This window comes from Novosphingobium sp. G106, from assembly GCF_019075875.1.
In the GTDB taxonomy this organism is placed as follows: Bacteria; Pseudomonadota; Alphaproteobacteria; order Sphingomonadales; family Sphingomonadaceae; genus Novosphingobium.
On record NZ_JAHOOZ010000001.1, the window covers coordinates 5,565,167 to 5,589,582 of the forward strand.

Genomic DNA, 24,416 nt, shown 5'->3' on the forward strand with positions numbered 1-24,416 from the left:
GATGGAGCGTTTTCCCGTTCTGACGAAAGCCGATCTCGACGAGACGCAGTGCAAGCTTTGGGACGAGCTGACGCTGGGCCCGCGCGGTTTCTATACGGGCGGCGCAGAAGCGAAGCGGCTGCCCGATCTCTACAACGCCTGGCTGCAGTTCCCCGAATTCGGCGAGCTGATGATCAAGTTCGGTGATGTGTTACGCACGAAAACGCAGCTTCCCGGACGGTTTCGCGAGCTGATCGTGCTGACCACCTCGGCCATGCTTGGGGCCAGGGTCGAGTTCGATTTCCACGTGCCCTTCGCTCAGAACGAGGGGCTTTCGGAAGTGCTGATCGAAGCGATCCGCGCGGGCGAGGTGCCGCCTTTCGCCGACGACCTGGAGCGAGTGGTCTTCGAGGCCAACGTCCAGTTGCTGCGAACGGCCATGCTCACCGATGGGACGCGCGAGGAGGCGATCGCATTGCTCGGCTACCGCGGCGTCACCGAACTGATCGCCACGGTGACGCTCTACGTCGTCACCGCCTACACCACGAATGTCGCGCGGGTGAAGCTGGCCGACGACTTCTCGGCAGATCCGGGCAAGCTGAAGGATTTCTTCGCAGGGAAAACGGCTTAACCATAGATCGCAAGCATGACTCGCAACCCAATTCCAACCATGGGTGCTGTTCTATGCCGGTCGGATGATCAGGACCGACTATCCGGACGATCGCGTCACCCCTACCGTGCCCGGCGGCCGGACGACGGTTGCGTTCGCCGCGACCGCGATCGAGACCGACGACGCGTTCGAGGAGGAAGAGGAAGAGTCGGGTAGCCCCGAGACCGCCCTCGGTTATGGCAGCCTGCTCAGCCTGGGTTCGTCGATGCGCAAGAAGAAGCCGCTGATCGTGATCGATCCGGTCGAGGCCGAGAACGAGGCCCGCCGCGTCCAGTTCATCGCCGCGCAGCAACTAGTCGATCCCGACGAGGCCGACGGGATCGCCTTCCGCGAAGCTCCGGTGCTCTTCGTGGAGCCAGAGGAGGCGGAGCCGAGCCCCGATGAGATCGGCGACTCGGAGGATCGTGGCCCTGAGGCGGAGACTGCGGAGGAACAAACACTCTCCGAATGGACCGATGGCGAAGTGCTCGAAATGGAGCCTGCTGTCGAAGCGGAGGAAGATGTCGCAGAGGTGGACGACGACGACGAACTGTCGATCGCGGTCGAGGGGCTGGCGAGAATATACGAGGAGCACGGGCTGGAGCCGCTTTCCGCCGGCGAGCCCGAAGTGCTTCAGGACGAGGCACCGCATTCGGAACCGGCTCTCGCTCCGCACGGCCACAGCCTGCGCGCGCGCATGCCGACCCAGGCGCCGCGGCGCACTTTCGGTGACCATGCCCTGGCCTTCCTTGCCTGGCTCCGCGACTGGCTGACGCGGCCGCGCTGACCTAGTCCTGCCAGGTTCCCTCGGTGCTGTTCATGATGAAGCTGGCATTGCCCAGCGTCACCGCGCGCCGGTCGGGCGTGCAGAGCTGGATGAAGCCTTCCTGCATCTTGGGCATGACCGTGATCGGACCGTTGCCGAGGTTCTCCAGCGCGACGCGCGCGACGTCGAGGCCCGAATCGCCCTCGTCGCCGTGATCGATGCCGAGCCGGGCCATGGCTGGCGTGTCGGTCTTGCCGACGACGACGTGGAGCACGTCGACCCCTTCTTGCCCGAGCTCCCACCAGAGGCCTTCGGAGAAGATCTGCGAATAGGCCTTGGCGCCCGAGTAGGTCACCACCGAGGGACTGCCGGCCACCCCGGCGAGCGAGCCCATCAGCACGATCCCACCACGCCCGCGCGCCGCCATCAGCCGCCCGAAATGGTGTGAAAGCAAGGTCTGGCCGACGACGTTGAGCTGTATCACCCGCATCACGTCGTCGATCTCCCACGAGATGAACGGCCCCGTGCGGTGCGAGGCGCCGGCGTTGTAGACGAGCAGGCCGACCTCGATGTCATCGGTCGCCGCGCGGACGCGATCGAGCATCGCCGGGTCGGTAAGATCGAGGCTCAGGGTGCGGACTTCGATGCCGTAGCGTGCGCGGATGTCTGCCGCGGTGGCTTCGAGCGGTTCGGGCTTGCGCGCCAGTAGCAGGCTGTTGATGCCCTGTTTGGCCAGTTCCTCTGCCAGCGCGGGGCCGATGCCTTCCGATCCCCCGGCGATCACCGCCCAGGGGCCATATTTCGCGGCGTCGATCATGGTCCTCTCCCGATGTTGTTCGCGGGGAGGGGAACACTGCCGGCGCTTTCAGTCAATCGGCATGCGAAAAGGGCGCCCCCCGAGAGGGCGCCCCTTATTGCTTGCTCAGCGAATGCTCCTTGGACGGAGCAGTGCGATCACTGGCCGATCGGAATCACTTCCTTGGCTTCCACGCCCGCGGCTTCGTGGATGAAGTCGCGGATGATCGGATAGATGTCGGCCTGGAAACGCGAGCCCGAGAAGACACCGTAGTGGCCGACGCCCGGCTGGATGTAGTTCTTGCGCTTCGACGCAGGCACGCCGCTGAATACCGCGTGGGCCGCCTCGGTCTGGCCCGGCGGGCAGAAGTTGTCGTTCTCGCCCTCGACGGTCAGCAGCGGCAGGTCCTTGACGCTGGCGAAATCGACCAGCTTGCCGCGGTACTCCATCTTGCCGGTCGGGATATGGTGTTCGAAGAACACCTTCTTGAGCGTGTCGAGATAGAAATCCTCGGCCATGTCGAGCACGGCGAGATATTCGTCGTAGAAATCGCGGAACTTCTGCAGCGCCGCGTCATCGCCCGCCATCGAGATCTTGGGGAAGTTCTTGTACTGGCGGATGTGCGGCTTGGGGTTGAGCGCGATGAAGCCGGTGAGCTGGTAGAAGCCCGGATAGACGCGGCGGCCCGAGCCCGGATAGCCCGGCGGCACCTTGTGGACGTTCAGCGCCTTGAACGCGCCGAAGGGCACCTTCTCGGTCAGCTTGGTCAGCACGTTGGGGCTGACGCGCGTGTCGATCGGCCCGCCCATCAGCGTCAGCGTGGCCGGTTTGTGCTTGGCATTCTGCTTGTCGAGCACGGCGGCGGCGACCATGGCCGGCGGCGCCGCCTGGCAGGTCGCGACGACATGCGTTCCCGGACCCAGCACTTCGAGGAACTTCATGATATGCTCGGCATAGTCGTCGAAGCCGAACTTGCCTTCGGACAGGGGGACTTGCTTGGCGTCCTTCCAGTCGGTGATGTAGGTATCGAAATTGCGGGTGAAACCGCGGATCGTGTCCTGCAGCAGCGTGGCGTGATGGCCGGAGAGCGCGGCGACGATCAGGACCTTCGGCTTGTCGGTCCCGTCCTCCAGGTTGAAGCGGAGGAGGTCGGCAAACGGCAGGCTGTGGACGACTTCCTTGTCGACCACGACTTCGAGGTCGCCCAGACCCTCGAACACTTCGTAGCTGGGCTTGCCGTAGTCCTTGAGCGCGCGGGCGGGCAGCTCCCAGGCCGTCGCCAGGGCGCGCATGGCCAGGGTGTTGCGGGCGGGATTGCGTTCATCGCGGGCGAGCTTCTGGCCCTGGTCGAGAAGCCAGGCCATTGGCCGCGTACTGCGGCGCACCGCTTCATAGGCGAGATAGATCAATTTCGCTTCCTCAAAATGCCGGGCGCTGTCTCCCAACATGTCTCGGTAGAAGGTATCGTTCCTTCCTTTGCGAAACGTGCACAGCAGAGCCAAGGACAACTACTGAGCCGGATGTTAATAGCCGTCCGGCCCCGGCGCAAGCGACGTTATAGGCTATTGTGAGACGTAGTCACCCGGCGCATTTGCCAGTGGCGGAAACTTCTTGGACCCTTGCTGCTTGGGGGCGGGAACCCGCTTTCCGCTGCGTTCGGCGACCCATTTGGCCCAGCCCTCCCACCAGCTACCCTTTTGTTTTACCGCGGTTTCCATCCATGCGTCGGCATCGGCTGCGGTACCCGGGGCGATGAAGTGATGGGCCTTGGGATTGCTCGGCGGATTGACCAGAGCGGCAACATGACCGCCGTTTGACAAAGCGAAGGTGCTATCGCCGCCGAGGAAATTGCAGGATTGGTAGCAGGCCTTCCACGGCGTCAGGTGATCGGTCACCGCGCCGACGACGAAGTTGTCGCACTGGATCTTGCCGAGGTCGATGTCCGTGCCGAGCGCCCTGAACTGGCCCGGCTTGACCAGCAGGTTCTCCTCGAAGATCCGCAGGAAGTCCTTGTGGAGCTGCGCCGGCAGGTTGGTGTTGTCCTTGTTCCAGGCGAGAATGTCGAAGGCCGAGGGCGTATCGCCCATCAGGTAGTTGTTGACCCAGTAGTTCCAGACGAGGTCGTTCGGCCGCAGCCAGGTGAACACTTTGTGCAGGTCGTTGCCGCCGAGCACGCCCTTCATCTCGGACTGCGCCTTGGCGACGCTCAGCATCGCCGGCAGGCGGAAGGCGCCGATCGACGCGTTGACCTTCCAGTTGAGCATGGTCACGCAAAGCGCCAGCGTGTTGATCGTGTCCTTGCCCTTGTCCGCCAGGTAGGCCGCGACGATCGAGGAGAGGATGCCGCCGGCGCAGAAGGCGATCAGGTTGATCTTGGGCGTGCCGGTGATCGCGGCGACGGTCTCGACGGCTTCGAGAGCGGACTCGATGTAGTTCTCCAGCCCCCAGTCGCGGTGCTCGGGCTGCGGGTTGCGCCACGAGACGACGAAGTGGTTGAGGCCCTGGCTGACCGCATATTCGGCGAAGCTGCGTCCCGGCGCGAGGTCGGTGAAATAGAACCGGCCGATCTGCGGCGGGATCAGCAACACGGGGATTTCGTAGACCGTGTCACAGGTCGGCGTGTACTGGATCAGCTCGAACATGTCGGTCCGGTGGACGACCTTGCCCGGCGTCACGCCCAGGTTCTTGCCGACCTGGAATTTGGAATCGTCGACCTGCGAGGGCATGCCCTCGTTGTTCAGCCAGTCGTCGACGAAATTGCGGAAGCCCTTGGCGACGCTGTCGCCTTTGGTCTCGATCGCGCGCAACGCAGCGGCGGGATTGCCGAGCAGGGTGTTGGTCGGCGAGAAGGCACTGGTGACGATGTCGACGGCGAGCTGGGCGCGGCTACGGTCGTCGTCGGACAGGTCCTCGGGTATCAGTTTCTCCACCGCATCGGTCATCGCCAGATAGGCTTGGCTGAGCCGGCGGTAGAAAGGGTTCTTGCTCCAGGTCTCGTCCTGGAAGCGCCAATCGCGCGGGTCGGGCGCGATCGTCGACTTGCCCAAGGCGATGTCGATGAACTGCTGGTAGAGATCCATGTTCTGCTGAAACAGCGAGAAGGGATTGGCCGTGCGCATGAACTCGGCGAAGGGCCCGTCGATCCCGAACAACGCCGCGGGCAGGCCGATCCAGGGGCCGGCGCTGCCTTCCGCGGAGCCATTGGCGGCGGTTCCATTGGCCTGACCGTTGGACTTGCCATTGTGCTGTGATGAGTCGGCCATGCCCCTATCCTTTCCCAATGTCTGCGCACATTCGCCCGTGCGCTGGTCCAGCACTTTTCCTGTAGGCCTGCCTTGGCGGCTGACTAACGGGAAACCGCCACGCTACCAGAGCGGTTCCCGATGGGAAGCCCCTGAAAAGCGCGAGTTCGGCTTGTGCCGCTGCGAATCTTCGGCGCCCCGATTGCTGCGTCGGCCGGTTTCGTCAATCCATTTATGCTGCAGTGCACAATTTTCTTGACAGTAACGCAACATCGGCTATTGTGCAGTGCAACATGAAGGCGTTGCCGCGTTTTCCCGATAGAGGGCGATCGCTGGCGGCGCGAACCGTGTCGCAAAACGGATTTACCTGTAATTGCCATTGCAGATCAAAGGATTGATGAGATGACGACGACCCGTACGGCCAAGGCCAAGAAGATCACCGTCAAGTCGGTCACGGCCGACGTGCAGAGCAAGGCCAAAGCGCTTGGCGCCGAAGTCCAGGGCAAGGCCAAGCTGGCCTATGCCAAGGGCTCGGAAGTTGCCGGTGAGATCACCGCGATGACCAAGGGCAATGTCGACGCGGTCGTCGCTTCGGGCAAGATCCTCGGCGCCGGCCTCAAGGAGCTCGGTCAGGAGTCGATCACCGAAGGCAAGAAGGCTGCCGATACCGCCGTCGCCGATTTCAAGGCGCTGACCGCAATCAAGACGCCGAAGGACTTCTTCGACTTCCAGTTCAAGCTGGCCAAGCGCAACATCGACACCGCGATCGCGCTGAGCAGCAAGAACGGCAAGGCACTCAGCCAGCTCGCCAGCGCCGCCGCCGCGCCGCTCTCGAGCCAGGTTAAGGCCAACGTCGCCAAGCTGCGCGCCGCTGCCTGATCTTACCGAGCAACAGATTTACCGTCGGGGGCGGATGCGTCGGGGGGCGCGTCCGCCCTTGTCGTTTCAGGCCGGCCAGTTCAGCCATCGCCGCGCCGTGCCGCCGAGCACCCAGGCCCGTTCCTCCGCGCTGAGCTCGGGATTGTCGGCTATGGCGAAAAGCAGTTCCGCCCAGGACTCGCCGGTCTGGTTGACCGAGACGTCGCTCGCCCACATCACCCGGTTTGCGCCGAAGGCATCCACCGCCGCACGCAAGTAGGGCCGCGCGGCTAGGTTGGGATAGCCGGCCGCGTCGAAGCTCACTGGTGCATGGGCCCACTTGAGCGCGACCTGCGGGAACTCGGCCGTCTGTAGTACGCGGGCGAAGGCCTGTGCGTGCGGCTCCTCGCTGACCTTGCGCCAGTAGTCTGCGCTGTCGGGCAGGCCTTCCATCTGCGCGATGATCGGCGCGAGGGCGCCACCCGGCGGCATGCCGCAGTGGCAGATGACGATCCGGCTGTCGGGGTACTTCCGCACGATCCGCTCGATCAGCTGGGCCTGTCCGGCGATCTGGACGAAGACCGGCAGGCCGTTGTCGGCGGCAAGCGCGAACATCTCGTCATAGACGCCGCCGGCGAAATCGGCGACCTCGGCGCGTGTCATGCCCGGCGACACGCGCAGCGCGCGGACATGCGCGGCATCGCGCGCCAGGCGGATCACTGCGGCGAGCTCGGGGTCGCGTGGATCGACGCGCACCAGATAGGAAAAGCGCCCCGGATAAGTCCAGGCCGCCAGCTCGGCCGTGGGCGAGGTCGTGCGCGTCGCGCCGTTGGCCAGCCGGTAGAACGGGTCACCGGGCGTTCCGACCCAATATTCGTCGATCAGCGCGGCGGCGATGCCCAGCGCATCCAGCGCGGCGACCATCTCGGCCGCGCCGCCGGGACCCAGATGGACCTGGCTGTCGACTATATCCATGGCATTCTCCCGTTCCATTGTCGGCCGATGGTGGCAGATTCTTGCACGGAGCGAAATGTGCCGTGGTGCTTGCGAAGCAGAGGATAGCGTCTCGCGCAGCAGCCGTTATGCTCGTGCTCCGTCCGGCAGCATGAGGGGTGATCATTTGAAAGTCTGGGATATTCCGACACGCCTGTTCCACTGGCTGATCGTTCTGCTGGTCGGCTTTTCCTGGTGGAGCGCCGAGACCGGACACATGGACTGGCACTACAAGTCGGGCATGATGATCCTCAACCTCGTCACCTTCCGCATCGTCTGGGGGCTGATCGGCGGCAGCACCGCACGCTTTGCGCAATTCGTCAAATCGCCGGGCGCGGTCATGGCCTACCTCCGAAGCCCCAAGGGCACGTCGCATGCCGCCGGGCACAATCCGCTCGGCGGCTACAGCGTCGTCGCCCTGCTGCTGGTCCTGGCGATCCAAGTCGGAACCGGGGTCTTCTCGGTCGACGTCGACGGCATCGAGTCCGGCCCGCTGTCCAATCTCGTCTCGTTCGACCAGGGACGGCTCGCGGCCAAGGTGCACCACCTGAGCTTCACCATCCTGCAGGTGCTCGTCGTGCTGCACCTGCTGGCGATCCTCTATTACCGCGTTCGCGGCCGCAAGCTGATCCTGCCGATGGTAACCGGGCGCGATGCACAGCTGGCGGGCGGCACCGGGGGGCTGGTGGGCGCCGGCTGGCTCCGCTTCCTCATCGCGGTCGCGATCGCTTTCACGCTCGGCTGGTGGGTCAGCGCCGGCGCGCCGCACTGACGGCACGGGCGCTCGACATGGCTATCAACCGCTTGGTTGGGTAACTTCCTGTTATTACGTAAAACTACCGTATGGGTGGCTGTGAGAAGCGGGCGTAGAACCTGCAACGCGAGGAAAAATACCGGTTTCCTCGCATGCCGCTACCGGGATGGTGGGGGCGTCATGTGGTGAGCAGAGGGGAAGCTCGACCATGTCGCAATATAATGACGTGCTGTGCATCGTCGATGCGTCGCAGCATTCGATGGGCAGACTAATCGCGCTTGGCAATCGTGCCGGGCGGCTTTTCCGCGCGAGGTTGGGGCTATGACACCCTGGGTCGCAGTGGCGGAAAGCGAGGAGGCTCAATCCTGCGATTCCCGTCTGCCGGAACGGAGCAATCCGGTTTCCAGCGTGAAGCTCGCCATGGTGAAATGGTTCATTTCGCTGAAGGACAGCCGCCCGCTTCCGGAGTTTCGCGGCTGCACGGGCGAGCCCGGCTGGGACGTGCTGCTCGATCTCTATCTGGGCGAGCTGCTCGGGCGGAAGACGTCTGTCACGTCCGCCTGCATCGCATCGGGCGTACCGCCGACCACGGCGCTGCGCTACGTCAACGCGCTCTGCGATGCGGGGCGGATCGAGCGGGACCGCGACGAGAACGACGCGCGGCGGTGCTGGCTCAAGCTGGCACCGCAGGTGCGCGAAGAGATCGATAGCTATCTCGAAGCGACGCTGGGGCATGCACTGGCCATCGTGAAAGCGGGCGCCTGACTTCTCACGCCGCGGCAGGCCGAAGTCCCAGCCAGCGTGCCGTCGAGGGGATCCGGGCGAGCACCAGCCGCTCGGTCAGCCACAGCAGGATCAGCGATAGGGCGAGCAGCGGCAGCAGCGCGGCCAGCAGCAGAACGATGGCAACGACGCCGCGGATGCGCGCGGGAACCGGAGGCAACGGCGGGGCGCCGAGTGCGCCCTCGGGCTTGCGCCGGCGCCAGAGGACGAAGCCGCTGATCGCCAGGGTGATCAGCATCAGCGCCGTGGCGACGCCGACGAGCTGGTTGAACAGGCCGAAGAGGTGCCCTTCATGCCAGGCGATGCCGTAGCCGACTGCGCGGTCAATCGCGTGCTTGTCGGCGAAGGTGTCGCGAGAGGTCACTTTGCCGGTCATCGCATCGTAGGTCAGCGTGACGCGCTGGGGGCGGTTCTGCGTGTCCGATCGGACCGACCAGCCGGGCTGCGGCTTGCCCGGTGGCGTGATGATCACGGGATAGGCCAGGTGCTCGCTCTGCGCCCGCGCCGCGATCTCGCTCAGCGTCACCGGAGACATGCCGTGCATGTGCATGTGAGCGCCGCCGGCCATCGCCGGCATCGGCATCGGCATCGGCATCGCCATGTCGCCCGCGACCATTGCGCCGTGATCGTGCCCGGCGTGCTCGCCGGCATCGGCCGCCTGGCCGCCGAGGGTCCAGTCCTGCCGGCCCTTGATCCAGCCCATCTCCTCGCGCACCGCCTTGAAGGCGCTGCCCCAGACGCCGGCCCAGGGCAGCCCCGTCACCAGCAGGACCATGGCCAGGCCGGCGACCCAGAACCCGGTCACGGCATGGAGATCGCGCCAGAACACCCGTTTTCCACCGCGCAGCCGTGGCCAGACGACGCCGGCCAGCCCGCGCCCGTCCGGCCACCACAGGTAGAGCCCGGTCAGGATCATGACGATCGCCCAGCTCGCGGCCAGCTCGACGATCCAGCTGCCGCGCTCGCCGAGCAGGAGCTCGCCGTGGATGTCGTGGTCGATCTGCATGATCCGCCGCTCGGGATCGAGCACGCCGACGACCTTGCCTTGCGGCGAGACGAAGACGTCGCGCATAGCCTTGCCGTCGCGCAGGCTGATATGGACCAGCACGGCGTCGGCCTGGCTTTCGGGCAGGCGGTACGAATGGAAGCGGGCGCCCGGAAAGGCGGAGAGCGCGGCCTGCACCCGGTCGTCGGGTGAAACCGCCCCCCTCCGCGGACAGGCCGCGGAAATCGCGTTCCTCCCAGTGGTCCACCTGCGGCTTGAACAGGTAGACGGCGCCGGTCAGCGCGAGGATCAGGACCATCGGCACAACGAACAGCGCGGCGTAGAAATGCCAGCGCCAGATCGTGCGATATATCGCGTTACGCTCTATTATTACCTGCTCCATCACAGCCTCCAGCCGGCTTCGACCAGGAAGGTCCGCTGCGGATAGGGGTGGAACACCCATGCCCGGTCGTTGGTCAGGTTGTCGACGCCCGCCGAAAGCCGGAGCTGCTCGGTTAGCCTCCAGTTCAACCGCACATCGAGCGCGAACAGCTCCGAAGTGAAACCGTAGGTGTCGCCGCGCTGCAGCCCGAACAGGTCGGTGTTGGGCCGGCTGGCATAGCGCATGCCCAGCGATCCCTCGACCGCCGGGGTAAAGGCATAGCGCAGGTTGGCATTGACCCGCCACTTGGGGATGCGCGGGAACTGCACGCTTTCGGCGGCCGGGTTGGACGCGTTCCGGATGGTCTTGGAATCGACGTAGGCGGCGTTGGCGTCGATCGCCATGCCGGGCAGCGGCCAGTCCTTGGTCTGGGCGATCAGCTCGAAACCGAACTGGCGCGTGACGTCGATGTTCTTGTAGGTGGAGCTCGATATGCCGTTCTGGTTGAAGCCATAGAACTGGAAGATCGTGTTCTTCACCCGCTGCCAGAAGGCCGATCCGGTCAGCTTCACCGGGCCGAAGTCGTGCACGATCACCAGGTTCGCGTCCTTGCTGCGCTCTGGCTTCAGGTTGATGTCGAAGCTGTTGGCATTGAACGTGCCGTCGCCGTTGAGGCTGCCCTGGAACAGCTCGCCCACCGTCGGATAACGCGTCGCCATGGCCAGGCTGAGCTGGAGCCGGGTCGCCTCGTCGATCCGGTATTCGAACGACAGGCTGGGATCGACCGAGTCCTGCTGGCGCGAGGCGTAGCCGTTCCCGACCGGGGCATTGGCGGCGTTCAGCCGGGTCAGCCCGCCGTCATAGGCGCGCCAGTTGTCATAGCGCGCGCCCAGCGTCACGGTCAGCGGATCGAGCAGCAGGCGTGCCTCGGCCCAGGCCGAAAGCTGCCGGGTCTTGCCGAAAGTGCGCGTCGCGAAGGTCTCGCCGGCGTCGCTCGTCCAGTTCGCCAGCGTGTAGCGCGTCTGGTCGGTGCGATAGGCGTTGCCCGTAAAACCCACCGCCAACTCGCGGCGATCGGTCTTGTTCTCGATCGCGAGGTCGGCGGTCCACCAGCCGGTCGGCCCCTGCGCGGCCAGCGTGCCCGCGCCGTTGGTTTTGCCGGTGACATAGCCGTTCGACGTGAACACGTCCGACCGCGCGATCTGGTAGGTCGATACCGCGATCCGCGCGGTCGTATTCTCCGCGATCGGCGCGGCCAGCTTCAGGCCGGCGAGGAATTCGTCGCGCAGGGTCTTCGAGAAGACCGCGCCCGCGGCGGAATAGGCCTGCCCGCCGATCGCGACGCGGCCCTCGCAGACCACGTTGCCGGCGGCGTCGCGCAGGTAGCAGTCGGGCGCGGTCTGGCGGTCCTCGTTGTGCCAGTAGGCGAAGAGGAACTGGCCCGTGACGGTGCCGTCGTCGTAACCCAGCTTGACCTTGGTCTGCGCCTGCGTGATCCGCGCAGGAGACTGCGCGGCAAAGATCGGATTGGTCGGTGCACCGGGCACCGCCGGGATCGGCTGGGCCGGCTGGCCGGGAAGGTTCGGCGGCAGGTTGGCGAGCCCGGTGCCGGCCGTGATCGCTTCGACCTGCCTGGGATCGATCACCGCGCCGGTGACCGGCGTTCCGCCCGTGCCCGCCGCGGGCACCAGCCCGTACCACATCATCGGCTGGCCTTCGTTGCGGAAGAAACGACCCGTCACACGAAGCGAGAAAGGCCCGTCCTTCTGCTTCCAGCCCAGACCTGCCTCGGCCGAATAGCCGTAGTAGTCGTCCTTCGTGCCGAACTGGCGGTATGGCTGGACGAAGCCTTGTACGGTCGCAAAAGCCTCGGTGTCTTGGGGATCGCGCGTGGTGATGTTGACCACGCCGCCCATCGAGTTGCCGACATAGCGCGACGAATAGGGGCCATAGACGATGTCGAACTGCTCGACCTCGCCGGGTCCGACCACGCCCCACTTCGGCGCGAAGCCGAAGCTGTTGCCGAGGAAGTTCGAGACGACGAAGCCGTCGACCATCACCAGCGTCCGCGCGCTCTGCGACGAGTGCGTGCCGCGGAAGCCGGGCACGCCGTTGCTGTCGCCCGCGTAGCGTTTGCGCACGAAGAAATCCGGCGCGTACTTCATCAGGTCTTCGGTGTTGAAGGCGTTGACCGCCTCGAGCTGCTCGGCGCCGAGGCTCACGGCGAGCCCGCGCGGGGCGATCTCGATCGCCTTGGCGGACTGGCCGACGACGAGGATCGAGTTTTCCGGCGCGTCAGCGGCATCGGCGGCCGCCTCCTCGGCGAATGCCGGTGCAGTAATGCTCAGCGCCGTGGCCAGCGCGATCAGCGAAATCTTCATGGATATATCCGGAACCGTGGTCCCCGACGCCGGGCGTCAGGGACATGACCTGTCAGAAGGCCGCGCAGCTAGGCGGGCCGGCAGTCTGTCAGGCGAGTGCCGGTGGGCCGCGCAGCGGCGGTCGCAGGAAGAAGATGCGCCGAAGTGGCAAGCGCGGCGCGGTGGCGAAGCCCAGCGCCAGGATGAAGGCGAGCGCCAGCGCCAACAGCAGCCCATCGGCGCCCGCCAGCGAAGCGTAGCCGAGTGCGGCATAGGGGCATGTCGCAGGCGCCTTGTCGTGCGCCGATTTGCCATCGGCTGGCGTACCCGACTGCGGAATGACGATCTGCTTGGTCACCGTACCGCCCGAAGCGTCGGCGCAGATCTCGACGGTGAGTACCTTGCCGTGCTGGCCGACCATGTAGCCGGCCGGGACCGCGGCCTTGACTGCAAGCACCAGCACCACGAGCAGCAGCGCCAGCAGGCGATGTCTGTGGGTGAGGGCGCGCAGGGCTTGCATGCCCGCGCCCATAGGAGCGTTGGCTGCACTTGTCACTCCGAACATGGCAATTGTCGCCATCGAGGATTGCCGCTAACCGGCGCGCTCGCTGGTGGGACCGGCACGGGCAGGGAGCTAAAGTGGTTCGGGGACGTCACCCATTGCTGATACCGGCGCTGGCGGTCCTGGTGATCGTCGCGGCGATTGCCTCGATCGGGCTGGGCTCGGTGCCGCTGTCGCCCGCGCGTATCGTCGCGGCTCTGGCCGGCCACGGTGATCCGATCGCCCGTACCATCGTCTTCGAGCTGCGCTTGCCGCGCGCGCTGATCGGGCTGCTGGTCGGCGCTATTCTCGGCCTCTCGGGCGCCGTGCTGCAAGGCTACCTGCGCAACCCGCTGGCCGAGCCTTCGGTGCTGGGCACGTCGAGCGCGGCATCGCTCGGCGCTGTGGGGGCGATCTATTTCGGCCTTGCCGAATGGCACGTCGCCACGCTGCCGCTGTTGGCGATCCTCGGCGGGCTGCTGTCGCTGGTCCTGGTCTTCGTACTGGCGGGCCGTTCGGAAAGCCCGCTGACGCTGATCCTGGCCGGCATCGCGGTCATGACCCTGGCGATCGCCGGGATCAATCTGGCGCTCAATCTCTCGCCCAATCCCTTTGCCGCGATGGAGATCACGACTTGGTTGCTCGGTTCGCTTGAAAACCGTTCGACCGAGCACGTCTGGATCGCGTTGCCCTGTGTCCTGATCGGCGGCGGTCTGCTGCTGTTCGACGGCCGCGTGCTCGATGCGCTGGCCCTGGGCGAAGACGGCGCCCGCTCGTTGGGTTTCGATCTCGGGAAGGCCCGTCTGCGTATCCTGCTGGGGTTGGGTATCGGCGTGGGCGGCGCCGTTGCGGTCTCGGGCTCGATCGGCTTCATCGGCTTGGTCGTGCCGCATCTCGTCCGCCCGTTGACCGACCGCAGCCCCTCGGCGATCCTGCTGCCCTCGCTGCTCGGCGGCGCCGCGCTGCTGACCCTGGCCGACGTGCTGGTGCGGCTGATCCCCACCAATGCCGAGCTGAAGCTGGGCGTGGTCATGGCTTTCCTCGGTGTGCCGATCTTCCTGCTGCACCTGCTGCGGGAGCGCCGGCTATGGTGACCTTGGCGGTAGAGAACCTCTCGGTCGATCTCGGCCGGCGCCGCGTGGTCGAAGGCCTGTCGGCTCGGTTCGACAGCGGCGAACTCGTCGGCGTGATCGGGCCCAACGGCGCCGGCAAGTCGACTTTCGTGCGCGCCGTGCTCGGTCTCGTTCCGGCCAGCGGGGGCTGGGTGCAACTGGACGGCCGCGAGGTGTCGCACTGGTCGCCGCGAGAAAGGGCGAAAATGCTCGCCTATCTGCCGCAGGGCCAGACCTTGCACTGGCCGCTGTCGGTCGAGCGCCTCGTCGCGCTGGGCCGCCTGCCGCACCTCGCGCCGCTGTCGCGCGTCAGCGCCGAGGATCGCGCCGCCGTCGCCGAAGCGATGGCGCGCGCCGATGTCGGGCATCTTGCCGGCCGCACCGCCACCGAGCTCTCGGGCGGCGAACGTGCCCGCGTCATGCTGGCGCGGGCGTTGGCGGTCGGCGCCGCCGGCCTCGTCGTCGACGAGCCGCTGGCCTCGCTCGATCCCGGACACCAGATCGACGTGATGGAACTGCTCGCCCGCGAAGCTCGCGGCGGCGCGCTGGTGATCGCGGTGCTCCACGACCTCACCATGGCCGCGCGCTATTGTGACCGGCTGGTGCTGATGGACGGCGGCAAGCTGGTCGCCGAGGGTGCGCCAAGCGAAGTGCTGACCGCCCAGCGGCTGCGCGCGGTCTATGGCATCAGCGCGATGGTGGACATGTCCGGCGCCACGCCGATGGTCGTGCCGCTGCAGCGGATCTAGTCGAACGGATCGAGACGGGCGAGGTCGGGCGACAGCGGCGGGAACGCCAGCGGTCGCTTCTCACGAAAGGCGGCGATGCCTTCCTTCATGTCGGGACCGGCGACGGCCTCGCCGAGCAGCCGGTCGGCCTCGGCGAAGGGCTCCTTCATCGAAGCGGTCATCAGGTCCTGGTAGATCTGCTGCTTCACCGTCCGCATCGCCCAGGGCGAGTTTTCCGCCGCGATCGTGCGGCAATAGGCGAAGGCGCGGTCGAACAGGTCGTCGGGTGCCGCCAGCTGGTTGACGAGGCCGATCGCCAGCGCCTCTTCGGCAGCGACGACGCGGGCCGACAGCAGCATGTCGGTGGTACGGCCGGCGCCGATGAACCGGCTGAGCTGCCAGGACAGGCCGAGCTCGGCGATGAGGCCGCGCTTGACGTAAGGCACGCAGAACCGCGCCCCGTGCGCGGCGAAGCGGATGTCGCAGCACAGTGCCTGCTGCAGCCCGACGCCGTAGCAGGCGCCATGGACGGCCGCGACGATCGGCTTGCCCACGCCCATGGCATACCAATAGGGCCGCCCGTCGCGCTTGGTGATCTCGCCCCGGGCTGAGAGATTGCCGAGCGCCGACATGTCCGCGCCCGAGCAGAAGCCGCGCCCCGCGCCGAGGACCAGGACCGCGCGCACCGCGGGATCGGCGGCCATGGCATCGAGCGTGTCGAAATAGAGCGTGCCCATCGCCGAGTTCCAGGCGTTGAGCTTGTCCGGCCGGTTCAGCGTGATGATCCCGACGCCCTCGCGCAGTTCGGACAGGACAGCGGGCTGTTCGGCTTCGTCGGACATCTTGGGCTTTCTCAGGCTCTGGCTTTGGCGAAACCTCGGCCGCATCGAGGCGGAGTGTCAAGCCGATGGCCGCACATCGCCGGGACGGAGTCGGCGCGCGCATCGGCTTTTCGCTGGAGCGCGGGAGGGCCGTGTCTATCCTGCGCCCATGCAAGTACCCTTTGTCTGCGGCCCGAACGATCTGCGCCTGTTCGATATAGAACCGCCGCGAGCTGGTCCGCGCGACGTGGTGCTGCGTGTCGGCAGCGTCGGCATCTGCGGCAGCGACCTCGGCTATGTCGCCGCGGGCGGAACGGTCGGGCCGGCGGACAAGCCTTTCCCGATCGGGCACGAACTGTCGGGCACTGTTATGGCGGCGGGGGACGAGGTGCGTTCCGTCAAGCTCGGCGATCGCGTCGTGGTCAATCCGCTGGTCAATCTCATCGGCAATGGTTCGACCGAGGGTGCCTTTGCGCGCGAGCTGCTGATCCGCGATTTCGTGGCGCGGCCGGAATCGTTGCTACCGCTGCCCGAGGGGTTATCGCTGGACGCTGGCGCATTGGTGGAGCCGCTGGCCGTCGCCACGCATGGGGTAAACCAGCTCGGTGTGAAACCGGGCGACAAGGTTGCCGTCTTCGGCGCGGGGCCGATAGGGCTGGCTTCGCTGGTCGTGCTGCGGCACCGTGGGATCGAAGACGTGATTGCGTTCGATCTCTCGCCCTTCCGCCGCGAGCGCGCGCTGGCCCTGGGTGCCCGCGCCGCCTTCGACCCGCGCGAGCAAGCGCCGCGCGAGACGCTGCTGGCCGAGCACGGCGCGGTGGCGACCTTCCGCCAATCGCTACCCGCGACGACGCATTATCTCGAGGCTTCGGGCGCGCCGGTCATTCCCGATATCCTGTCCTTCGCTCGTGCGCGGGCCTCGCTCTGCGTGATCTCGGTGCAGAAGAAGCCGGTCGAGGTGGATTTCGGCCTCGTGATGTCGAAGGAGCTGCGCATGGTCGGGGCGCTGGGTTATCCGACCGAGTTCGGCGAAGTGCTGGAGATGCTGGCCGGCGGCACCGTCGACCTCGGCCCGCTGGTCAGCCACCGCTTCGCCGGCGAAGACTTCCTCGACGCTTTCGCCATGGCGAGCCGGCCCGGCGAGGCGGCGAAGGTGCTGGTTCAGTACGACCGCGATTAGGCGCGCAGGAACAGTCCGATCGTCAGTAGCACGCCGATGACGATGACCACCAGCCGCAGCATCTTCTCGTCGACCCGGCTGAGCAGCCGCGCGCCGAACACGCTGCCGACAAGCGCGCCCGCACAGGCCACGGCGCAGGCTAGCCAGCGGACCTGGCCAGAGAACAGGAAGATCAGCACGGCGGTGAAGTTCATCGCGCCGGCAAGCACGTTCTTGGTCGCGCCGGCTGCGCGCACGGGCACGCGGCTGAGCGCCAGCGCTGCCAACATCAGGAAGCCGATCCCGCCGCCGAAATAGCCGCCGTAGATCGCTATGCCCATCTGGACCGTGCCGGCGACAACGGCGCTCAGCGGCTTGCCCTCTTCTCCGGCCTGCGGCTTGCGGCCGAAGCTGCCCCAGGCATAGGCCACGGTCGCGAACAGGACCAGCCAGGGCACCATCTGCGCGAAGACGCCCGAGGGCGTCCACAGCAGCAGCACGGCGCCGATCGCGCCGCCGATCAGGCTGATCACGGTCAGTGCCTTGAACGACAGGCTTTCGGTCCCGCTGGCGAGCTTGCGCCCGATCCAGCCGCCGGTGACCTGGCCGGGGAACAGCGCGACCGTTGAGGTGATATTGGCCGCGCGGGCATCCATCCCGGTCAGGATCAGCGCGGGCAGCGTGATGAACGACCCGCCCCCGGCGAGCTGGTTCTGCGCGCCCGCCCAAGCGGCTGCGACGAACAGGATCGCCAGTTGTAGTAGATGAGCCTGGTCCAAAGTCGTTCCCCGCGCAGCGAAGCTTCGCCCCTAGGGCCAAGCGCGCGCGCTTTCCAGCCGAAGCGTTGCTATTTCAGCCGGCGATCTGCGCCATCAGCTTCATTGCCGTTTCATCGACATTGGTCAGGCGCAGCACGGTGAAGCCGGCGTCGCGCCAGGCGGGAAACCGCTCCCTGATCCGCGCGGGCGGCCCGTAAAGCGCGCCTTGGTCGAGATAGTCCTCGGGCACTGCCGCTTCCGCCTCCTCCTTGCGCCCTGCTAGATAGAGCTCTTGGATGCGTTCCGCTTCCGCACCGAAGTCGCGGCCGACCATGGCCTGGTTGTGGAAGTTTTGATCCCTCGAGCCCATGCCGCCGACGTAGAGCGCGGTCACCTTGCGCGCCTCGGCCATGGCGCCCTTGATGTCGTCGGTGACGATGACGCCCACATTGGCGACGATCTCGAAGTCCTTGAGCGTCTTGCCGTCGGCGCGCTTGGCCAGGCCTTCCTCGATGTACTTGATCTTGCCAGGCAGGTTGTGCGGCGTCGTGTGCATCGCGACGAGCCCGTCGGTGATCTCGCCGGTCAGCCGCAGGTTGCCGGGAGTGTTGGCGCCGAGCATGACCGGAATGTTTGGATCGCCATGGAGGATCGACTTGAGCGGCTTGGCCCGGCCGGTTGCGCCGGGACCGTCGTAGGGAATGCGGATCTCGGCGCCGCCATGCCTCAGCGGCTCCTCGCGGCGCCAGACCTTGCGCATGATCGCGACATAGTCGCGGATGCGCTCGGCCGGCTTGCCCCAGGGCTGGCCGTACCAGCCCTCGACCACCTGCGGGTTCGACACGCCCAAGCCGATGACCATGCGCCCTTCACCGACGAGGGCATCGGCGGTCTGCGCGGTCATCGCGAGGTTGGTCGGCGTGCGCGCGGCGAGTTGGGCGATGCCGGTGGCCAGCCGCAGCTTCTTCGTCAGCGCGCCGATATAGACCAGCGGCGTGATCGCGTCGGAGCCGTAGGCCTCGGCCGACCAGATGGAGTCGAAGCCGAGCTTCTCTGCCAGCAGGATCTTTTCCATCGGTAGAGCCATCTTCGCGCCGCTGTAACCTATGTCGAGACCGAGCTTCATCGGCGCTCTCCCTGCTCGTGTTAGAGTTTCGTCTTTCCATATCATCGACGGCAGCTTCGGCCAGACGCGGGGACGATATAGCGGCGCGCGCAGGCTAACCGCCTTGCTGCACAACCATCCGGCCGATACCCAGCTGCGAAAAGAAGGAGCATTTTTATGAAGGCGGCGGTCCTGCGCGAGAGATCGGCACCCCTCGTGATCGAGGACTTGACGATCGCCAAGCCGAAAGGCCGTGAAGTCCTCGTTCGGGTGACCGCGGTGGGCCTTTGTCATTCCGACATGCACGTGATCGATGGCGGCGCGCCGCTGCCCTTGCCGATCGTGCTGGGTCACGAGGTTGCCGGCGTGGTCGAGCAAGTCGGCGCGGACGTGCACCGGCTGAAGGCCGGCGATCACGTCGTCGTCTGCCTGGCCTTCCATTGCGGCCATTGCGAGCAGTGCGAGAGCGGGCACAGCAACCGCTGCCTGCCGCCCGAGGCAATGCGAGGCGAAAGCGAGGAGCCGCGCCTGCGTGATGCTGCCGGCGCGGCTATCGGCCAGTTCACCAACATCGGCGGCTTTGCCGAGCAGGTCCTCGTCCATGAAAGCGGCTGCGTTGCAATTCGCCGCGACATTCCGTTCGACAGGGCGGCGCTGATCGGTTGCGGCGTCACCACCGGCGTCGGTGCGGCGGTGCGCAGCGCACGAGTCCGGCCCGGCGAGACCGTGGCGATAATCGGCTGCGGCGGCGTCGGCCTTTCGGCGATCAACGGCGCCGCGATTGCCGGCGCGGGCCGGATCATCGCCATCGATCGCCTGCCGCTGAAGCTCGAGATGGCCAGGCGCTTCGGTGCGACCGACGTCGTTGATGCCTCGGCGGGAAGCGTGGTCGAGCAGGTCAAGGAGATCACCGGCGGGCGCGGCGTCGATCACGCGATCGAATGCGTCGGCCGCCAGGTAACGATCGAGGATGGCTTCAGGATGCTCGGCAAGGGTGGCACCGCGACCATCGTCGGCGTCACCTCGCGCCAGACCACGATCGAGCTGTCGCCGCTATTGATGATGCTCGGCGAGAAGCGCGTGCAGGGCTCCTACATGGGCGGCGTGCGCACCTTGATCGACATCCCGCGCTATGCCGATCTCTACATGCAGGGGCGGCTCAATCTCGACGAACTGGTCTCGCAGCGGCTGACGCTGGCGCAGATCAACCAGGGGTTCGCGGACATGCTGAAGGGCGAAGTGGCGCGATCGGTGGTGGTGTTCGACTGACGTGCAAGCGAAAGGCGCCGCCAACCCTAGGGTCGGCGGCGCCTTTGATCGTGCCCCGGCCGATCAGGCGTAGGAAACGCTGACCCGCTGGCGGCGGCGCATCGCGGCACCCGCGAAGCCGATGCCGAGGATCATCATCGCCCAGGTCGAGGGTTCGGGAACGCTGTTCGAGAAGATCTCGATGGCCGAGTTGGCTTTTTCACCGTTGTTGCCAACTTCGCCGATGTACAGCCAGAGGCCATTCAACTTCACCGCGCTGGTGAGATTGAACATGATCTGGCCGTTGTCACCGAGGCTCAGGAAGCCGGCGGGCAGCGTAGTGCTCGAGTCGGCGTCGAAGGCACCCAGCGTCGCGATCGAATTGTCGAAGACGTTCGCCCCCGTGGTCCCGAACAGTCTGGCATTGACAGTCGGACGCTGCGTTCCGGGCGTGAAGACCGTGCCGCCAGCCCCGAAATTGAAGACGCTGAGACCGGCCAGGCCGGCCACGCAGGCCGCCGTGGCGCAGGGTGACAGCGAAAGCTTGATCGCATCGAGATCGAAGCCCGAGAACTGCCCCGGCGAACCGCCCGTGAAGTTGCTGGCATCCCTGATCAGGATCGACGTGACGTTGTCCCCATAAGCCGTCAGATCGGCCGCAAAGACAGCGGTATTCGCTGGATTGTCGCCCGTCACGCCGGAGAGCTTGGTCAGAGTCACCGTAGCGGCGGATACTTGGGTGGATACGAGGGTCAGTGCCGTTGCAAGGCACAGGGTGCTGAACCGGAATCTCTTCGTCATGATCGGAGCCTCCTTTGGTGGGCCGATCATTAATCCAGAATTCATCCCCCAGCAATGATCGTCATCTTGTTAGCAAGGTGACGATCCCAGTGTTAGCAGCGTCTACTAACAGTTCTACCGCCGAACCGTCATGGTCTATTTTATGCTTAAACCCCTATTAACCTATTGAATGGTCCATAGATTGTTTGAGTCCTGAGACTTGCTTGCCGGATTGACATTTATCATATGGCGCAATTTTCAGTAAAAATACGTAGACTTTCACCACGCCACTTTCTCTCTCTTCTTCGCTACCTGTTCGATACTGGCATTTGCTCCGCCAGAGGCGGGTTCGAGGCTGCCGCCAAGAGCGAGTTGGGATGGCCGCCACACCGGGCTAGCATGCGCGTTACACGCTTGCCGATTTCGGCTTCTGGTCGGATTAGATGGCAGCCTTCCGCGCGGGTGGCATCGCCTGGAAAGGTCATTGGAGAGGCCATGCAACTCGACCCGTCCGAAGACCAGATCATGATGACCGACATGTTCGCGCGCTTCCTCGACGCGGAAAGCCCGATCTCGCGGGTCCGCGAGGCGATCCCTGCGGGCGGCTTCGACTCAGGTCTGTGGCGCGGGCTGGCGGAGCAGGGGGGCGCTGTCGATCCGCGTGCCCGAGGCGATGGGCGGGCTGGGCCTCGGCCTGTTCGATGCGGCGCTGCTGATGGAGCAGGCGGGCCGCACGCTGGTATCCGGCCCACTGGCCGAGGCGATCGTCGCCGCGCGGCTGCTGGCCCTGCTCGATCCCGACGACGCGACCGGTTTGCGCAATGGTATTGCGAGCGGCGCCAGCGTGGCGACGCTCGCCTTCCACGACGTAGCGGTCGCGCCCGATCAACTCGTAGCCGGCGGCGCGGTCGCCAATGCAGTAATCGTCCGTGATGGCGACGCGGTCGTGCTCGTGCGGCCGGGCCGGCAGCAGGCCGAACGCACTCTGGCTTCCACGCCGATCGCGCGACTGACGTTGTCGGGCGTAGAGCGGACGGTGCTCGGCCGGGGTGCGGAGGCTATCGCGCTCCACGCTGCCGCTGTCGAGGAATGGAAGCTGCTGACCGCCTCGGCGCTCGCGGGGCTTTCCGTCGAGGCCATCCGCATCGCCTCCGCTTATGCCTGCGAGCGTGAGCAGTTCGGCCGCCCGATCGGCTCCTACCAAGGCGTATCGCATCCGCTGGCCGATGCGGTGGTCGAGGTCGATGCCGGCCGGCTGATGCTCTGGCGCGCGATCCGCGCCGCGGTCGACGGCGATGCCGATGCCGGCGAGCGCGTCTCGATCGCCGCCTGGTGGGCGGGGCAGGCCGCCGAGAAGGCGGTGGTGCGCGCACTCCACACCCACGGCGGCTATGGGCTGACGCTCGAATACGACATCCACCTGTTCAACCTGCGCTCGCGTGCCTGGCTACTCGTGCTGGGCGATCCCGAACTGCTGCTCGAGGAAGCGGCACGCCGGCGCTACCGCGGCGAGATCGCGAAGCTGCCTGATGCTGGCGCGATGAACGTCGAATACGGCCTGGGCGACGAGGCCGAAGCGCTGGCGCGGGAAACGCGCGATTTCTTCGAGGCGACGCTGACGCCGGAACTGCGCGCCAAGGCGCACTATTCCTATGGGGGCCACGATCCCGGCGTGCACAGGAAGCTGGCAGAGGCGGGGCTGCTCTATCCCGACTGGCCCGAGCGGATCGGCGGGCGCGGGGTCAGCACCTATGCGATGCAGGCCGCGCACAAGGTCTGGGAGGACTACGACTGGACCTCCCATCCGCACGGCACGACCAATATCATTGGCCTGATGATCGACCGCTTCGGCACCGACCAGTGCAAGGCGGATATTCTCTCCAGGATCATCTCCGGCGATATCATCTGCAGCCTCGGCTACAGCGAGCCGGGCTCGGGCTCCGATGTCTTTGCTGCCAAGACCCGCGCGACGCGGCAGGCGGACGGCTCCTGGCGGATCGACGGCCAGAAGATGTTCACCAGCGGCGCCGAGCACGGCGACTACGTCATCATGCTGGCCCGCACCGATCCCGAGGCGCCCAAGCACAAAGGCGTCTCGATGTTCATGGTGCCGCTGAACGTGCCGGGCGTGACGATCCAGGAGGTCAAGACCTTCCAGGATGAGCGGACCAACATCACCTACTACGACGGGGTGCTGATTCCCGACGCTTACCGGCTGGGCGAGATCAACGGCGGCCTGGCGGTGATGTCGCTGGCGCTGGAGATCGAGCAGGGCATGAGCTTCGGGCCCTACCAGGAGCGCCTGCTCCATGCCGCCGAGCGGCTCTGCGGCAAGGCCATGCGCCACGGCAGGCCGGCGATCGAGGACCCGGCGGTGCAACTCCGGCTGACCCGGGTCTGGGCCAATGCCATCGCCTCGCAATGCCTGCACGACCGCATCCTGTGGGTCACCGCCGAGGGCAAGCAGAACCTCGCCTATGGCCCCGCGGTCAAGCTGTTCTCTGCCGAGGCCTACCGTGCGGATGCCTTCGACCTGTTGAGCCTGACCGCGCCGGAATCGCTGGCTTTCGCGGACAAGGACGCTGCTTTCATCAACCAGTGCTACCGCCACTCGCAAGTCGCCACGGTCTATGGCGGCACCAGCGAGGTGCAGCGCAGTCAGGTTGCCGAAAAGCAGCTCGGTTTGCCGCGGACGCGTTAGCGAAGAGGAGGCGGTATCGTCCCCCCGATGATCTGCGCGGCCGATATGGACAAGCCGGGCAGCCGCAAGGTCAATGGCGTAAACCGGCTGTAGGAGAGGCCCGGATGAGTTCCGATTCCGATATCGTCGTCGAGCGCCTGGGCAAGGTCGCGCGCATCACGCTTAACCGTCCTGCGCAGATGAACGCCTTCACGCTCGACATGACTCTGGCTTTGCCGCGGCTGATTCAGGCGGAGATCGACGCGGGCGCGCGGGCGATCATCCTCACCGGTGCGGGCGGCAACTTCAGCTCGGGCGCCGACATCGCGCCTGCCGGGGTCGGGACGGGCCAGATCGACGTGCGTGCGCGAATGGAGGACTGCTACAACCCGCTGGCGCGCTTCCTGATGGAACTGCCCGTGCCGCTGGTGACGGCGATCGACGGCGCGGCGGCCGGGGGCGGGGCCTCGCTGGCGCTGGCGGGGGACATCGTCGTCGCCGGGCGATCCTCCTACGTCATGCTGGCCTTCGTCCGCCGCGGGCTTGTGCCCGACGTCGGCGTGACCTGGCTGGTGGCCAGCGCCGTGGGCCGGCTGCGCGCGATGAAGATGGCGCTGCTCGGCGACAAGATGCCTGCCGAGGAAGCGCTCGCCGCGGGCCTTGTCTCCGAAGTTGTCGACGACGATCAGGTCATGGCACGCGCGGAAGAGATCGCCGAGCGGCTGGCCGAGATGCCGACGCGCACGCTCGCGATGATCCGGAGCCAGGTGAACGTTGCGGTCAATGCGGGCTTCGAGGCCTCGCTCGATGCCGAGCGCGACAACCAGGTCGCCGTGACCAGGACTCGCGACTTCAAGGAAGGCATCGCCGCCTTCAAGGAAAAGCGCAAACCCGTGTTTACCGGAGAATGAACCGCGTCTATTGCAATTTGTGAATC

The 24,416-nt window shown here is 66.1% G+C and carries 21 protein-coding genes and 1 pseudogene; 11 read left to right on the forward strand and 11 right to left on the reverse strand.

Features of this window, described 5'->3' with window-relative positions:
* Position 1 precedes the first annotated feature (1 nt).
* Positions 2-610 carry a carboxymuconolactone decarboxylase family protein gene (locus KRR38_RS27080; protein WP_217406511.1) on the forward strand — a complete coding sequence of 203 codons (609 nt, stop codon included), beginning with the start codon at positions 2-4 and terminating at the stop codon, positions 608-610.
* 64 nt (positions 611-674) lie between these two features.
* A complete protein-coding gene (locus KRR38_RS27085) occupies positions 675-1,415 on the forward strand; it encodes a hypothetical protein (protein ID WP_217406512.1) in 741 nt (246 codons plus the stop codon).
* Position 1,416: 1 nt separating this feature from the next.
* Here the strand turns inward: KRR38_RS27085 and KRR38_RS27090 are convergent, their stop codons facing one another.
* The 3 genes from KRR38_RS27090 to KRR38_RS27100 form a co-directional block, all read right to left on the reverse strand.
* Positions 1,417-2,211: an SDR family oxidoreductase gene (locus tag KRR38_RS27090; RefSeq protein WP_217406513.1), complete on the reverse strand. Its 795-nt coding sequence runs from the start codon at positions 2,209-2,211 to the stop codon at positions 1,417-1,419.
* Between the two features lie 137 nt (positions 2,212-2,348).
* Entirely contained in the window at positions 2,349-3,599 is a 1,251-nt protein-coding gene (gene phaZ, locus KRR38_RS27095; RefSeq protein WP_217406514.1) for a polyhydroxyalkanoate depolymerase, read from the reverse strand.
* Between the two features lie 153 nt (positions 3,600-3,752).
* Positions 3,753-5,453 carry an alpha/beta hydrolase gene (locus KRR38_RS27100; protein ID WP_217406515.1) on the reverse strand — a complete coding sequence of 567 codons (1,701 nt, stop codon included), beginning with the start codon at positions 5,451-5,453 and terminating at the stop codon, positions 3,753-3,755.
* Between the two features lie 381 nt (positions 5,454-5,834).
* On the opposite strand from KRR38_RS27100, the gene KRR38_RS27105 reads away from it, so the two are divergent.
* Positions 5,835-6,311: a phasin family protein gene (locus KRR38_RS27105; protein WP_217406516.1), complete on the forward strand. Its 477-nt coding sequence runs from the start codon at positions 5,835-5,837 to the stop codon at positions 6,309-6,311.
* A gap of 66 nt (positions 6,312-6,377) precedes the next feature.
* On the opposite strand, the gene KRR38_RS27110 is transcribed toward KRR38_RS27105, so the two are convergent.
* On the reverse strand, positions 6,378-7,265 hold the full coding sequence (locus KRR38_RS27110) for an amidohydrolase (RefSeq protein WP_217406517.1): 888 nt from the start codon (positions 7,263-7,265) through the stop codon (positions 6,378-6,380).
* Between the two features lie 145 nt (positions 7,266-7,410).
* On the opposite strand from KRR38_RS27110, the gene KRR38_RS27115 reads away from it, so the two are divergent.
* On the forward strand, positions 7,411-8,055 hold the full coding sequence (locus KRR38_RS27115) for a cytochrome b/b6 domain-containing protein (protein WP_254514994.1): 645 nt from the start codon (positions 7,411-7,413) through the stop codon (positions 8,053-8,055).
* A 303-nt stretch (positions 8,056-8,358) separates the two neighbouring features.
* On the forward strand, positions 8,359-8,802 hold the full coding sequence (locus KRR38_RS27120) for a MarR family winged helix-turn-helix transcriptional regulator (protein WP_217406519.1): 444 nt from the start codon (positions 8,359-8,361) through the stop codon (positions 8,800-8,802).
* A 4-nt stretch (positions 8,803-8,806) separates the two neighbouring features.
* On the opposite strand, the pseudogene KRR38_RS27125 reads toward KRR38_RS27120, so the two are convergent.
* From KRR38_RS27125 to KRR38_RS27135, 3 genes and pseudogenes are all read right to left on the reverse strand, one after another.
* A pseudogene (locus KRR38_RS27125) lies at positions 8,807-10,268 on the reverse strand (PepSY-associated TM helix domain-containing protein).
* Positions 10,208-12,568 carry a TonB-dependent receptor gene (locus KRR38_RS27130; RefSeq protein WP_217406520.1) on the reverse strand — a complete coding sequence of 787 codons (2,361 nt, stop codon included), beginning with the start codon at positions 12,566-12,568 and terminating at the stop codon, positions 10,208-10,210. Before KRR38_RS27130 ends, KRR38_RS27125 begins: the two are co-directional and overlap by 61 nt.
* Positions 12,569-12,656: 88 nt before the next feature.
* A complete protein-coding gene (locus tag KRR38_RS27135; RefSeq protein WP_254514995.1) occupies positions 12,657-13,127 on the reverse strand; it encodes a DUF2946 family protein in 471 nt (156 codons plus the stop codon).
* A 59-nt stretch (positions 13,128-13,186) separates the two neighbouring features.
* Between KRR38_RS27135 and KRR38_RS27140 the strand changes: the two genes are divergently transcribed.
* Together KRR38_RS27140 and KRR38_RS27145 are read left to right on the forward strand one after the other, a co-directional pair.
* Positions 13,187-14,182 carry an iron ABC transporter permease gene (locus KRR38_RS27140; protein WP_217406521.1) on the forward strand — a complete coding sequence of 332 codons (996 nt, stop codon included), beginning with the start codon at positions 13,187-13,189 and terminating at the stop codon, positions 14,180-14,182.
* Positions 14,176-14,949, forward strand: coding sequence for an ABC transporter ATP-binding protein (locus KRR38_RS27145; protein WP_217406522.1), 774 nt, complete (start codon positions 14,176-14,178; stop codon positions 14,947-14,949). Before KRR38_RS27140 ends, KRR38_RS27145 begins: the two co-directional genes overlap by 7 nt.
* On the opposite strand, the gene KRR38_RS27150 is transcribed toward KRR38_RS27145, so the two are convergent.
* Positions 14,946-15,770 carry an enoyl-CoA hydratase-related protein gene (locus KRR38_RS27150; RefSeq protein WP_217406523.1) on the reverse strand — a complete coding sequence of 275 codons (825 nt, stop codon included), beginning with the start codon at positions 15,768-15,770 and terminating at the stop codon, positions 14,946-14,948. The genes KRR38_RS27145 and KRR38_RS27150 overlap by 4 nt on opposite strands.
* Before the next feature lie 148 nt (positions 15,771-15,918).
* Between KRR38_RS27150 and KRR38_RS27155 the strand changes: the two genes are divergently transcribed.
* The gene (locus KRR38_RS27155; RefSeq protein WP_217406524.1) at positions 15,919-16,929 is read left to right on the forward strand and encodes a zinc-binding dehydrogenase; all 1,011 of its coding nucleotides are present in this window, start codon (positions 15,919-15,921) and stop codon (positions 16,927-16,929) included.
* Here KRR38_RS27155 and KRR38_RS27160 read toward each other — a convergent pair.
* Positions 16,926-17,687, reverse strand: a complete 762-nt coding sequence (locus KRR38_RS27160; RefSeq protein WP_217406525.1) for a sulfite exporter TauE/SafE family protein — start codon at positions 17,685-17,687, stop codon at positions 16,926-16,928. The two genes, KRR38_RS27155 and KRR38_RS27160, sit on opposite strands and share 4 nt — an antisense overlap.
* A gap of 73 nt (positions 17,688-17,760) precedes the next feature.
* Positions 17,761-18,792 carry an LLM class F420-dependent oxidoreductase gene (locus tag KRR38_RS27165; RefSeq protein ID WP_217406526.1) on the reverse strand — a complete coding sequence of 344 codons (1,032 nt, stop codon included), beginning with the start codon at positions 18,790-18,792 and terminating at the stop codon, positions 17,761-17,763.
* Between the two features lie 156 nt (positions 18,793-18,948).
* Between KRR38_RS27165 and KRR38_RS27170 the strand changes: the two genes are divergently transcribed.
* Positions 18,949-20,040, forward strand: a complete 1,092-nt coding sequence (locus tag KRR38_RS27170) for a Zn-dependent alcohol dehydrogenase (protein WP_217406527.1) — start codon at positions 18,949-18,951, stop codon at positions 20,038-20,040.
* 63 nt (positions 20,041-20,103) lie between these two features.
* Here KRR38_RS27170 and KRR38_RS36470 read toward each other — a convergent pair whose 3' ends face one another.
* Positions 20,104-20,820 carry a PEPxxWA-CTERM sorting domain-containing protein gene (locus KRR38_RS36470; protein ID WP_254514996.1) on the reverse strand — a complete coding sequence of 239 codons (717 nt, stop codon included), beginning with the start codon at positions 20,818-20,820 and terminating at the stop codon, positions 20,104-20,106.
* 640 nt (positions 20,821-21,460) lie between these two features.
* Between KRR38_RS36470 and KRR38_RS27180 the strand changes: the two genes are divergently transcribed.
* Positions 21,461-23,500: an acyl-CoA dehydrogenase family protein gene (locus KRR38_RS27180; RefSeq protein ID WP_309141152.1), complete on the forward strand. Its 2,040-nt coding sequence runs from the start codon at positions 21,461-21,463 to the stop codon at positions 23,498-23,500.
* A gap of 104 nt (positions 23,501-23,604) precedes the next feature.
* The gene (locus KRR38_RS27185) at positions 23,605-24,390 is read left to right on the forward strand and encodes an enoyl-CoA hydratase-related protein (RefSeq protein ID WP_217406528.1); all 786 of its coding nucleotides are present in this window, start codon (positions 23,605-23,607) and stop codon (positions 24,388-24,390) included.
* Positions 24,391-24,416: the final 26 nt, after the last annotated feature.